The sequence below is a fragment of the Pseudomonas sp. NPDC078416 genome, from assembly GCF_050268485.1.
Classification (GTDB): domain Bacteria; phylum Pseudomonadota; class Gammaproteobacteria; order Pseudomonadales; family Pseudomonadaceae; genus Aquipseudomonas.
Genome location: NZ_JBNNGV010000001.1, coordinates 304,983 through 316,986, shown reverse-complemented (window position 1 = coordinate 316,986; position 12,004 = coordinate 304,983). Strand labels below are relative to the sequence as shown.

Sequence of the window (12,004 nt, the reverse complement as noted above, 5' to 3'; positions counted from 1 at the left end):
GATGAACCGTCTATGAGATCAGTGCTTTTGTTTCGGTGATGCGAAGCCATCAAGACCTCGCGTATGGAAATTAACGCTAAGCAAATTCCAAAAGGTTATTTATTTCGATTTTCTTAGATCATTTACGCTCTGCGGCATTCGAAGGCGGTGTGCCTTTCCACGGAGCGTCACCATGAAATTGCTCAACCCCCTACGCGTCCTGGCGGCCCTGTCGCTCGCCGGCTCCGCGCTGTTCGCCCAGGCCGCCGACTTTACCGTCGCCTACCAGACCACCGTGGATCCGGCGAAGGTCGCCCAGGCCGATGGCGCCTATGAAAAGGCGACGGGCTCGAAGATTTCATGGCGTAAATTCGATAACGGCGCGGACGTGATCACGGCGATCGCGTCGGGCGACGTCCAGATCGGCTATCTCGGCTCCAGCCCTCTCACTGCGGCGGCGACGCGCAAAGTACCGGTGGAAACGTTCCTGATTGCCACCCAGATCGGCGCTGCCGAGGCGCTGGTTGCGCGTAATGGCTCCGGTATCAACGGCCCACAGGATCTGATTGGCAAGAAGATCGCCGTGCCATTCGTTTCGACCGGCCACTACAGCCTGCTCGCTGCCCTGAAATACTGGAAGATCGACCCGGCGAAAGTAACCATCCTCAATCTCGCCCCACCCGCCATTGCGGCGGCGTGGAAACGCGGTGACATCGACGCCACTTACGTCTGGGACCCAGCGCTCGGCGTCGCCAAGGAGACAGGCAAAGTGCTGATCACGTCGGGCGAGCTGGCGAAGGTCGGCGCGCCGACCTTCGATGCGTGGATCGTGCGCAAGGACTTCGCCGACAAACATCCTGAGGTTGTCAAAGCCTTCGCCAAAACCACCCTCGACGCCTACGCCGCGTACCGCAAGGATCCTGCGGCCTGGCTGGCCGATGCCGGCAACGTCGACAAACTGGTGAAGCTGTCCGGCGCCAAGCCTGGTGACATCCCCGGCCTGTTGCAGGGCAACGTCTACCCGCTGGCGGCTGATCAGGTGACTGAACTGGGCGCGCCAACCACCGACGCGATCACCAAGACCGCCGCGTTCCTTAAGGAACAGGGCAAGGTCGACGCCGTGCTGGCCGATTACACCCCTTACGTGAGCGCGAAGTTCGTCACCCAGTGATCCGTCCGGAGCCCATACATGAGTGTGATATCGCCACGTACCTCACGGCCTATCCACCTTTTACACATTCCCACGACGCACCAACATCTGTAGGAGCCGGCTTGCTGGCGAACTCGTCAGGTCAGTCACCTCGTATCGAGCGAAAGGTCGGGGTCGCCAGCAAGCCGGCTCCTACAAATGAATTTAACGACGCACCGAAGAATGCGAGAAATCCCTCACAGCGCCGTCATCCATTAACCGTGCATGCACATCTATTAGAAGCGGAGTCCATGCTATGGCCCTTTTAAAGCTGGAGCGCATCAGCGCACAGTATCCCGGTGCAGCCGAACCGGTGCTGTCGGATATTTCCCTGACCCTTGGTCCGCAGCAACTGTTGGTTGCCCTGGGCCCATCCGGCAGCGGCAAGACTTCGTTGCTCAACCTGATTGCCGGGTTCGTCGCGCCAAGCGCCGGCCGCATCACCCTTGATGGCGTGCCGGTGCTCGGGCCCGGCGCCGAGCGCGGCGTGGTGTTTCAGGATGACGCTCTGCTGCCCTGGCAGGATGTACTGGCCAACGTCGCATTCGGGCTGGAGCTGGCAGGCGTACCCCGTGAAAAACGTGAGGCCAAAGCGCGGGACATGCTGGCGCTGGTTGATCTCGCCGGCTTCGAGAAGCGGCGTATCTGGGAATTGTCCGGTGGGCAAAAACAACGTGTGGGCCTTGCCCGTGCTTTGGCGGCCGATCCACGTGTGCTGCTGATGGACGAGCCTTTCGGCGCGCTGGACGCCTTCACCCGCGAACAGATGCAAGAGCTGCTGCTGCAAGTCTGGCAACGCAGCGCCAAGCCGGTCTTCCTGATCACCCACGACATTGAAGAAGCGGTATTCCTTTCGACGGATCTGATTCTGCTTGCGCCCAATCCCGGTCATATCGTCGAGCACCTGAAGCTCGACTTCGGTCAGCGCTACAGCGCAGGTGAGTCGGCCCGCGCCATCAAGTCCGACCCTCGGTTCATCGAAACCCGCGAGCACGTATTGGCGCGCGTATTTTCCCAGCGTCAAAGCGTGCGGGAGCAACGGGCATGAGTCTTTATCAATCACCGGAGCCAGCGCTCACTCGCGCGCCGGTGCAAACCGCGCCGCGTCAGCCCTCTTCTTTCTATGTGAGCACGCGCGCCATCAGCGTGCTGACCCTCGCCGTCCTGCTGGGTGGCTGGTGGGTGGTCACAGCCCTTGAGTGGGTCGAACCGCTGTTTCTGCCGCCGCCTTCCGCTGTGCTGGAAAAAGCCTGGTTGTTGATGACCAAGGGCTATATGGACTCCACACTCTGGCAGCACCTGGGGGCGAGTTTGCAACGCATCGGCCTGGCGCTGTTCTTCGCCGTGCTGACGGCCATTCCGGTCGGCATCGCCATTGGTCATAACCGAATCGCGCGTGGGATTTTCGACCCGCTGATCGAGTTCTATCGCCCGGTGCCGCCCCTGGCCTACCTGCCGTTGATCGTGATCTGGTGCGGCATTGGCGAATTCTCCAAGGTCCTGCTGATTTATCTGGCGATCTTCGCGCCGATCGCCATCGCCACCGCGACCGGTGTGCGCACGGTCGACAGCGCAAAACTGCGCGCGGCTCAGTCTCTGGGCGCCAGCCGCTGGCAGCTCATCCGTCACGTCATCCTGCCCAGCGCCCTGCCCGACATCCTGACCGGCGTGCGCATCGGCCTCGGCGTGGGTTGGTCGACGCTGGTGGCGGCCGAGTTGATCGCCGCCACCAGCGGCCTGGGTTTCATGGTTCAGTCCGCTGCGCAGTTTCTGGTGACCGACGTGGTGGTGCTGGGAATTCTGGTCATCGCGCTGATCGCTTTCGCGCTGGAAATGGGCCTGCGCGCGCTGCAACGCAGGCTTGTGCCCTGGCACGGCCAGAATCATTGAGTCGAACACCTCACATTGACTACGCCGACACCTCGGCGCCGAACAAACGAGAACACTCGAGACCCTCATGAGCATCGACATCCACCCGCTCAGCCCGGCATTGGGCGCACACATCAGCGGCGTTGACCTCAGCCGCGACCTGACCGGTGAACAACGCAACGTCATTGAACGGGCGCTGCTTGATCATCAGGTGCTGTTCTTTCGCGATCAGCCGATCACGCCGCAGCAACAAGCGCGATTCGCCGCCAACTTTGGTGACCTGCACGTTCATCCGATCTACCCCAATGTGCCGGAACAGCCTGAAGTGCTGATCCTCGATACCGCGGTCACCGACGTGCGCGACAACGCCATCTGGCACACCGACGTCACCTTTTTGCCGACCCCTGCGCTGGGCGCGGTGCTCAGCGCCAAGCAGGTGCCGGCTTACGGTGGGGATACGTTGTGGGCGAGCGGCATCGCTGCGTTCGAGGCGCTGTCCCGGCCGATGCAGACGTTGCTCGATGGCCTCACCGCGATCCATGACTTCACCCGGTCATTCCCGCTAGAGCGCTTTGGCAATACGGCTGAAGACCTCGCGCGTTGGGAGGAGACCCGCCGCAAGAACCCGCCGCTGTCGCACCCGGTCATTCGCACGCACCCGGTCAGTGGTCGCAAGGCCTTGTTCGTGAACGACGGTTTCACCACCCGGATCAATGAACTGGAAGCTGCCGAAAGTGAGGCAATTCTGAAATTGCTGTTCGCCCACGGCACGCGACCGGAGTTCACCCTGCGCTGGCGCTGGCAGGCAAACGACGTGGCCATGTGGGACAACCGCGTGACCCAGCATTACGCGGTCGACGATTACCGCCCGCAACGCCGTGTGATGCACCGCGCGACGATTCTGGGTGATGCGCCGTTTTGACAAGAGGCCGGCAGGCGCGCTGACGCTTTTAGTGGGACCGGCTTCAGCCGGGAAGGGGCCTCTAGGTGCGCTGTAGATTTGCGGCGTAACGCCTGACGCCTTCCCGGCTAAAGCCGGTCCCACAAATTCGAGGGTCAGCGAGCCCACTGCATGCACGCAATGCTTTCGGTGGGACCGGCTTCAGCCGGGAAGGGGCCGCTAGGTGTGCTGTAGACTTGTCGCCGCTTTAGGGCGTGCATCACTTTGGTCTCTCAGCCTCGGAAAGTGCGCGAATAGCGTGCAAAAACGCTCACCAAACGTCCAACTCCGAAAGCTGATCCGAACCTCAGCCCGATGCAGGCCGTGAAATGGCGCGGTCCAAAAGGCCCTAAATCCGATACCTGAAGGACATTGCGAATATTCCTACGGGCATTTCCCAAAACTGGCACGCACGCTGCAATAGGTTATACATCACCAGTTTTGGGGACCTTGGTACAGGCAGGCCGGGGATTCCCCTCTTTTATTCCTCCCGGAGACTGATCTCCAGTCTCCAGCGCCCGTCCTGGGTTGCACCGCGCCAGTCGCCGTGCAGAGGACGGGCCGCCAGCAGGTTCAGCAACAATCCCTTATCGCTTCGTTGCACCCTCCAGCGTACGTCTTTGCCGTTGAGCTTCAACTCGCCTTTTTGCGGCTGACCCTGGGCGTTGAACAGCAATGCCACCGCGCCGTCGATGTGTTCGCCATGGAGTTGCGGCTCGCGGTTGAACCACACGGCAACGCCGTTCGGCAGCGCTTCAATGGTTTGCAACTGGATGGGGTCCGGGGTCGTCACGCGGCCGATCATCAGACCGACCATGACCCCGACAATCGCCACCGAGCCCAGAAACTTGGGCCACAGCTTCGGTCTGGGGTCTTCTTCAGGGGTAGAATGCATCCCGTCCTTTCGTTCGGAGCCGTGCATGTTTCACGTGATCCTTTTTCAACCAGAAATTCCGCCGAATACCGGCAACATCATCAGGCTCTGCGCCAACAGCGGCTGCAGCCTGCATTTGATCGAGCCGCTGGGCTTCGAGCTGGATGACAAGCGCCTGCGTCGAGCCGGCCTTGATTACCATGAATACGCCACGCTGCATCGTCACGCCGACCTGCCGAGCTGCCTTGAAAGCATCGGCCACCCGCGGCTGTTTGCTTTTACCACAAAGGGCTCGCGGGTTTTCCACGATGCGCAATTCGAGGAGGGTGATGCCTTCCTCTTCGGCCCGGAAAGCCGGGGCCTGCCGCCGGAGGTGCTGGATCCGCTGTCCAGCGAGCAACGCCTGCGCCTGCCGATGCGCGAAGGCTGCCGCAGCCTGAATCTGTCGAATACCGTGGCGGTGGCGGTGTATGAAGGCTGGCGGCAGTTGGATTTTAAGTAGCGGCCACGCGCCGAAAGTCATACGCCGCCCACAAAAAAGCGCCCATCACAGGCGCTTTTTTATTGCAGCGACAACGCTTACTGAACGGTAGGCGTTGGCGTTTCGCCGCTTTCCTGCATGCGTTGCAGTTCTTGCGCGTACAGGGCGTCGAAGTTCACCGGTGCCAGCATCAGCGCAGGGAACGAACCACGGACAACCAGGCTGTCGATGGTTTCACGAGCGTACGGGAAAAGGATGTTCGGGCAGAACGCGCCCAGGGTGTGGCTCATCGAGCTGGCATCCAGGCCCTTGATCAGGAAGATACCGGCTTGCTGGACTTCAGCGATGAAAGCGATTTCATCGCCGTTCTTCACTTCGACCGACAGGGTCAGCACGACTTCGTAGAAGTCATTTTCCAGCTGCTTCTGGCGGGTGTTCAGGTCCAGGCTAACGCTCGGGGTCCATTCCTGACGGAAGATCGCCGGGCTTTTTGGCGCTTCGAACGACAGGTCGCGAACGTAGATGCGTTGCAGGGAAAACTGCGGTGCTTCTTCTTCGTTGGAAATGGCGCCGTTATTCGGTTGATCAGTCATCTCAAATCCTTACATTGAGGTCTTGTAGGCTTCCGGGGTGCGCAAAAAGCCATCGCTTCCACATCCCGGTTCGAATTCAGGCGCTCAGCAGCTTATCCAGCTTGCCGGCGCGCTCCAGCGCGAACAGGTCATCGCAACCGCCAACATGGACCGAGCCGATCCAGATCTGCGGAACCGAGGTACGCCCGGATTTTTTGGTCATTTCAGCGCGAATCTGTGGCTTGCCGTCGACCTTGATCTCTTGGAAGCCGACACCCTTGCCCGCCAGCAGCGACTTGGCGCGGGAGCAATAAGGGCAGTAATCGCTGGAGTAGACGACGACGTCGGTCATGTCACTTCACCAACGGCAAGTTGTCGCCGCGCCATGATGAAACACCACCGGACAGCTTGGCGGCATTGAAGCCCGCTTTCAGCAGTTCACGAGCGGTATGGCCGGCGTGCTGGCCAGCGGCGTCGACGATGATCAGTGTTTTAGGCTTGAACTTCTCCAGTTCCGCTGTGCGGGTCAGGATCTTGTCCTGGGGGAAATTCACGGCGCCGACGATGTGGCCGGCAGTGAAGTCTTTCTTGGCGCGGACGTCGATGACAACGGCTTCATCGCGGTTGACCATCGCGGTCAATTCGCCGGTGCTCAGGCTGCGGCCACCTTTGCTAAGCTCCGTTGCAATCAGCAGGCCCAGCAGGATGACGAAAGCACCCGTCAGCAAATAGTGATTCGTGGCAAATTCAATCAGGTGAGCAACCATCATCAGGTTCCAGGGCGTTAAAATGTCGGCCAGTATACACAGCCCCCAAGGTGGGCCAAAGCCCGTACGGCAGTGACGCCGTTTAGCTTGTCGCTGATTTGAACTTGTCCCTAAACTGTCGATCTTTTTTCTACTTCACCTATTAGCCAAGAGTGGGATTCATGACTACCACGCCTAAACCTTTGGTTCTGATCATCCTGGACGGCTTCGGACACAGCGACAGCCACCACGGCAATGCGGTCTACGCAGCGAAGATGCCGGTCTTCGATCGCTTGTACCAGACCATGCCAAACGGCTTGATCTCCGGGTCCGGCATGGATGTCGGCCTGCCTGACGGGCAGATGGGCAACTCCGAAGTCGGCCACATGAACCTGGGCGCCGGCCGTGTGGTGTATCAGGACTTCACCCGCGTGACCAAAGCGATCCGCGACGGCGAGTTCTTCGAAAACCCCGCCATCTGTAAAGCAGTCGATCAAGCGGTCGGCGCCGGCAAGGCCGTGCACATCCTTGGCCTGTTGTCGGACGGCGGCGTTCACAGCCATGAAGATCACCTGGTGGCGATGGTCGAACTGGCCGCCAAGCGCGGCGCCGACAAGATCTACCTGCACGCCTTCCTCGATGGTCGCGACACGCCACCGCGCAGCGCCCATCAATACCTTGAGACCATGGAAGCGGCCTACGCGCGTTTGGGCAAGGGTCGCACCGCCACGATCATCGGCCGTTACTTCGCCATGGACCGCGACAATCGTTGGGACCGTGTCGAGTCGGCCTACAACCTGATCGTCGACGGCACTTCGGAATTCCACGCCGACAACGCCAAAGCCGCGCTGGACGCCGCTTATGAGCGCGGGGAAAACGACGAATTCGTCAAAGCCACCGGTATTGGCGCGCCGGTGAAAGTTGAAGACGGCGATGCAGTCGTGTTCATGAACTTCCGCTCCGACCGTGCCCGCGAACTGACCCGCGTATTCGTCGAAGACGATTTCGCAGACTTCGCCCGACGTCGTCAGGCCAGACTGGCCGGCTTCGTCACGCTGACCAAGTACGCAGCCAACATCGACGCACCGGCGGCGTTCGAAAAGGCTGGCCTGCACAACGTGCTGGGTGAATACCTCTCGAATAACGGCAAAACGCAGCTGCGCATCGCCGAAACCGAGAAGTACGCCCACGTGACCTTCTTCTTCTCGGGCGGCCGTGAAGAGCCCTTCCCCGGTGAAGAACGCATCCTGATCCCTTCACCAAAAGTGGCCACTTACGACCTGCAGCCGGAAATGAGCGCGCCGGAAGTCACCGACCGAATCGTCGACGCCATCGAGCATCAGCGTTACGACGTGATCGTCGTCAACTACGCCAACGGCGACATGGTCGGCCACAGTGGAATCATGGAAGCGGCGGTCAAGGCCGTTGAGTGCCTGGACGTCTGCGTCGGGCGTATCACCCAGGCGCTGGAAAAAGTTGGCGGCGAAGCGCTGATCACCGCTGACCACGGCAACGTCGAACAGATGACCAACGAGGAGACCCACCAGCCTCACACTGCTCACACCACCGAGCCGGTGCCGTTCATTTATGTCGGCAAGCGTGACCTGAAGGTCCGCGAAGGTGGCGTGCTGGCGGACGTGGCGCCGACCATGCTGACGCTGCTCGGCATTGGAATCCCGGAAGAAATGACCGGTACGTCGATTCTGGTCGCCAAGTAAGCCCCTCTAACCGGCCCGCCAGTCGCTGGCGGGCCGGTTTTGTATGAAATCTCTGACGGCCACGTCGTCCGAGCGTTTTTTTTGCAGCCACCGCCGGGCATACTAGGCCCGTCTTCACTCCTGGTATCGCCCAACCTCATGCTTCGCGCCCTGATCACCTTCGCTTTGATTTGTATGCTCAATCCGGCCTTCGCCGACGATGATCGCGCACAAACGCAGAAACAGCTGGATGCCACGCGTCAGGACATCACCGAACTGAAGAAAGCGCTGAGCCAGCTGCAGGAAGAAAAGTCAGGCGTTCAGAAAGACCTGCGCTCCACTGAAACGGAGATGGGCAAGCTGGAAAAGCAGGTGGAGGCCCTGCAAAAAGAACTAAAAAAGACTGAAAGCGAGCTGCAACGGCTCGACCAGGAGAAAAAAAAACTCCAGAGCGCACGCGTTGAACAGCAACGACTGATCGCCATTCAGGCCCGCGCTGCCTACCAGAGCGGCCGCCAGGAATACCTCAAACTGCTGCTCAATCAGCAGAACCCCGAAAAATTCGCCCGCACCCTCACCTATTACGATTACCTGAGCCAGGCCCGCCTGGAGCAGCTGCGCAGCTTTAATGAAACCCTGCGCCAGCTGGCCGGCGTCGAGAAAGACATTGACCTGCAGCAAGCACAGCTCTTGGTGCAGAAGAGCTCACTGGATGATCAGAAAGCCCAGCTCGATACCGTCCGGCAGGAACGTCAGGTGGCGCTGGCCAAGCTGAATCAGGATTACAAAGCCCGCGACCAGAAGCTGCAGTCACGGCAGCAGGATCAGGCCGATCTGACCAAGGTCCTCAAGACCATCGAAGAAACCCTCGCCCGCCAGGCCCGCGAAGCCGAAGAGGCCCGTCAGAAAGCGCTATTGGCGCAGCAAGAGGCCGAGAAACGGCAGCGCGAGCAGGAAGCGCTGGCGAAAAACCGGGCTAAAGACGATGCGAAGGACGACAGCGATGAGGCACCTCGTCGCCCGACCAAAGCGCCCGGGGCGATGGTTTCCAGTGCCGGTCAGTCCTACGGCGGCGCTTTTGAGCAAGCGAAGGGAAAACTTCCTTGGCCGGTCGATGGTCGATTGTTGGCGCGATTCGGTGAAAGCCGTGGCGATGATGAACGCACCAAGTGGGATGGCGTGATGATCAGCGCGGCTGCAGGCAGCCAGGTCCGTGCGGTGCACGGCGGTCGGGTGGTCTTCGCCGACTGGTTGCGCGGCGCCGGGCTTCTGGTCATCCTCGACCACGGCAATGGTTATTTGAGTCTGTACGGTCACAACCAGAGCCTGTTGAAAGAGGCCGGTGACGTCGTAAAAGCCGGAGAAGCGATCTCCACTGTCGGTAACAGTGGTGGTGGTCAGGACACTCCGGCGTTGTATTTCGCTATTCGTCAGCAGGGTCGCCCTAGTGATCCGGCCCAATGGTGTCGCACTCAAGGATAAGTCGACACCTCACTCAGGAGTTCGTAAGACATGCTGTTTTCGTCCCGCCTCACCTCGCTGGCCCTGACTATCGCCGTGGTTATCGGCGCTCCTCTGGCCCAGGCTGCCGGTGCCGCACCTGCTCCTGCGCCCGCCGCTACTGCGCCCGCCAACGCCGCGAACATCAAGGCGCCGCTGCCGCTCGACGAGCTGCGCACCTTCGCCGAGGTCATGGACCGGATCAAAGCCGCGTACGTCGAACCCGTGGATGACAAAACCCTGCTGGAAAACGCCATCAAGGGCATGCTCAGCAACCTCGATCCGCATTCCGCTTACCTGGGCCCGGAAGACTTCCAGGAGCTGCAGGAAAGCACCAGCGGCGAATTCGGCGGGCTGGGGATCGAAGTGGGCGTCGAAGACGGCTTTGTAAAAGTCGTCTCTCCCATCGATGACACCCCTGCGTCCAAGGCTGGCATTGAGGCTGGTGACCTGATCGTGAAGATCAACGGCACGCCGACCCAGGGCCAGACGATGCAGGAGGCCGTGGACAAGATGCGCGGCAAGCTCGGCGAGAAAATCACCCTGACGCTGGTACGTGACGGCGGCACTCCGTTCGACGTGACCCTGGCGCGCGCGACCATTCAGGTCAAAAGCGTGAAGGCGCAGATGCTGGAGCCGGGTTACGGCTACATCCGCATCACCCAGTTCCAGGTCAAGACCGGTGAGGAAGTCGGCAAGGCACTGGCCAAGCTGCGCAAGGACAACGGCAAGAAGATGAGCGGCCTGATCCTCGACCTGCGCAACAACCCGGGCGGTGTGTTGCAGGCGGCGGTCGAAGTGGCTGACCACTTCCTGACCAAGGGCCTGATCGTTTACACCAAAGGCCGCATCGCCAACTCCGAACTGCGCTTCTCGGCAGACCCTGCCGACGCCAGCGAGGGCGTGCCTCTCGTTGTGCTGATCAACGGCGGCAGCGCTTCGGCGTCGGAGATCGTCGCCGGCGCCTTGCAAGACCAGAAGCGCGGCATCTTGATGGGGACCGATACGTTCGGCAAAGGCTCGGTGCAAACCGTTCTGCCGCTGGCCAACGACCGCGCGCTGAAGATCACCACTGCGTTGTATTACACGCCGAACGGCCGCTCGATTCAGGCCCAGGGCATCAACCCGGACATCGAAGTCAGACGCGCCAAGCTCACCGCCGAAGCCGATGGCGACAACTACAAAGAGGCTGATCTGCTCGGCCACTTGGGCAACGGCAACGGCGGCGCGGACAAACCGACCACCAAGGCCAAGGCTGGCAAGGCGCGTCCGCAGGACGATGACTACCAGATGAACCAGGCCCTCAGCTTGCTCAAGGGTTTGAGTGTCACGCGCGGCAATTGAGATGCGCGTCTGGTTGACCGGGCTCATCTGCGCCCTTGCCGTCACAGCGGGTGCTGCACACGCAGCGCCCGCCGAATCCTCAGCGACCGCCGGCAAAGCGCCGAAGGTCGCCTATCTCAGTTTGATCATCGACGATCTCGGACAGAATCCTGAACGGGACAGCCGCGCGCTGGCCCTTCCCGGCCCCGTGACGCTGGCGATCATGCCCGACACGCCCCACGCCACCGATTTTGCCCGTCAGGCGCACAAGGCTGGCAAGACGGTCATGCTGCACATGCCCATGGACCCGGCGACCGGGCCGTATGCCTGGCATCCCGAACTGCCGCTGCCCGAACTCGAATCGCGTCTGAACGCCGCGCTGCTGAAAGTCCCCTATGCCGCTGGCATCAACAACCACATGGGCAGTCGCATGACGGCCGAGCCGGTGGCCATGGGTTGGCTGGTGGGTGAGTTGCAACGCCGACATCTGTTTCTGGTGGACAGCCGCACCAGCGCCAAAACCGTTGCCGCCGCCGAGGCTCAGAAAATCGGTTTGGCCAGTGTGTCCCGCGATGTCTTCCTCGACGACGAGCGCACCGCAGCGGCCATCAGCGGCCAGCTACAGACGGCGATCAGACTCGCTCACAAGCAAGGCTCGGCCGTGATGATCGGTCACCCGTATCCAGTGACGCTGGATGTGCTTGAGCGCGAGCTGCCCACGCTTAAATCCCAAGGGATAGAGTTGATCGAAATCCGCCACATGGTCACTGAGCGCGGAAATGAGGCAATGGCCGGCCACGGCAAGAACGGGCGTTATCGCTAGGCCGAAGGCGC

13 protein-coding genes are annotated in these 12,004 nt (G+C 60.9%); 9 read left to right on the top strand and 4 right to left on the bottom strand.

Annotated features, from left to right (window positions below; genetic code table 11):
* Window positions 1-172: 172 nt before the first annotated feature.
* The 4 genes from tauA (at window position 173) to tauD (ending at window position 3,959) form a co-directional block, all read left to right on the top strand.
* A complete protein-coding gene (tauA, locus tag ACQKEN_RS01525) occupies window positions 173-1,150 on the top strand; it encodes a taurine ABC transporter substrate-binding protein (RefSeq protein WP_427683153.1) in 978 nt (325 codons plus the stop codon).
* A 274-nt stretch (window positions 1,151-1,424) separates the two neighbouring features.
* Window positions 1,425-2,216, top strand: a complete 792-nt coding sequence (gene tauB, locus ACQKEN_RS01520; RefSeq protein ID WP_427683151.1) for a taurine ABC transporter ATP-binding subunit — start codon at window positions 1,425-1,427, stop codon at window positions 2,214-2,216.
* Entirely contained in the window at window positions 2,213-3,058 is an 846-nt protein-coding gene (gene tauC / locus ACQKEN_RS01515) for a taurine ABC transporter permease TauC (protein ID WP_427683149.1), read from the top strand. Before tauB ends, tauC begins: the two co-directional genes overlap by 4 nt.
* 67 nt (window positions 3,059-3,125) lie before the next feature.
* A complete protein-coding gene (gene tauD / locus ACQKEN_RS01510) occupies window positions 3,126-3,959 on the top strand; it encodes a taurine dioxygenase (protein ID WP_427683147.1) in 834 nt (277 codons plus the stop codon).
* A gap of 499 nt (window positions 3,960-4,458) precedes the next feature.
* Here the strand turns inward: tauD and ACQKEN_RS01505 are convergent, their stop codons facing one another.
* Entirely contained in the window at window positions 4,459-4,899 is a 441-nt protein-coding gene (locus ACQKEN_RS01505; RefSeq protein ID WP_427683145.1) for a hypothetical protein, read from the bottom strand.
* On the opposite strand from ACQKEN_RS01505, the gene ACQKEN_RS01500 reads away from it, so the two are divergent.
* Window positions 4,898-5,353, top strand: coding sequence for a tRNA (cytidine(34)-2'-O)-methyltransferase (locus ACQKEN_RS01500; RefSeq protein ID WP_427683143.1), 456 nt, complete (start codon window positions 4,898-4,900; stop codon window positions 5,351-5,353). The two genes, ACQKEN_RS01505 and ACQKEN_RS01500, sit on opposite strands and share 2 nt — an antisense overlap.
* A 77-nt stretch (window positions 5,354-5,430) precedes the next feature.
* Here the strand turns inward: ACQKEN_RS01500 and secB are convergent, their stop codons facing one another.
* The 3 genes from secB to ACQKEN_RS01485 form a co-directional block, all read right to left on the bottom strand.
* Window positions 5,431-5,925 carry a protein-export chaperone SecB gene (secB, locus tag ACQKEN_RS01495; protein WP_108122750.1) on the bottom strand — a complete coding sequence of 165 codons (495 nt, stop codon included), beginning with the start codon at window positions 5,923-5,925 and terminating at the stop codon, window positions 5,431-5,433.
* Between the two features lie 76 nt (window positions 5,926-6,001).
* Window positions 6,002-6,256 (bottom strand): glutaredoxin 3, encoded by a 255-nt coding sequence (grxC, locus tag ACQKEN_RS01490; RefSeq protein ID WP_065987377.1) that lies wholly within the window; start codon window positions 6,254-6,256, stop codon window positions 6,002-6,004.
* Window position 6,257: 1 nt separating this feature from the next.
* Window positions 6,258-6,671: a rhodanese-like domain-containing protein gene (locus ACQKEN_RS01485; protein WP_065987378.1), complete on the bottom strand. Its 414-nt coding sequence runs from the start codon at window positions 6,669-6,671 to the stop codon at window positions 6,258-6,260.
* A 161-nt stretch (window positions 6,672-6,832) separates the two neighbouring features.
* Here ACQKEN_RS01485 and gpmI point away from each other — a divergent pair, with 161 nt between their 5' ends.
* From gpmI to ACQKEN_RS01465, 4 genes are all read left to right on the top strand, one after another.
* Window positions 6,833-8,368: a 2,3-bisphosphoglycerate-independent phosphoglycerate mutase gene (gene gpmI, locus ACQKEN_RS01480; RefSeq protein ID WP_427683140.1), complete on the top strand. Its 1,536-nt coding sequence runs from the start codon at window positions 6,833-6,835 to the stop codon at window positions 8,366-8,368.
* A 138-nt stretch (window positions 8,369-8,506) separates the two neighbouring features.
* Window positions 8,507-9,829, top strand: a complete 1,323-nt coding sequence (locus tag ACQKEN_RS01475; RefSeq protein ID WP_427683138.1) for a murein hydrolase activator EnvC family protein — start codon at window positions 8,507-8,509, stop codon at window positions 9,827-9,829.
* Window positions 9,830-9,859: 30 nt separating this feature from the next.
* Window positions 9,860-11,191, top strand: coding sequence for a S41 family peptidase (locus ACQKEN_RS01470; RefSeq protein ID WP_427683136.1), 1,332 nt, complete (start codon window positions 9,860-9,862; stop codon window positions 11,189-11,191).
* 1 nt (window position 11,192) lies between these two features.
* Window positions 11,193-11,993 (top strand): divergent polysaccharide deacetylase family protein, encoded by an 801-nt coding sequence (locus tag ACQKEN_RS01465; protein WP_427683134.1) that lies wholly within the window; start codon window positions 11,193-11,195, stop codon window positions 11,991-11,993.
* Window positions 11,994-12,004: the final 11 nt, after the last annotated feature.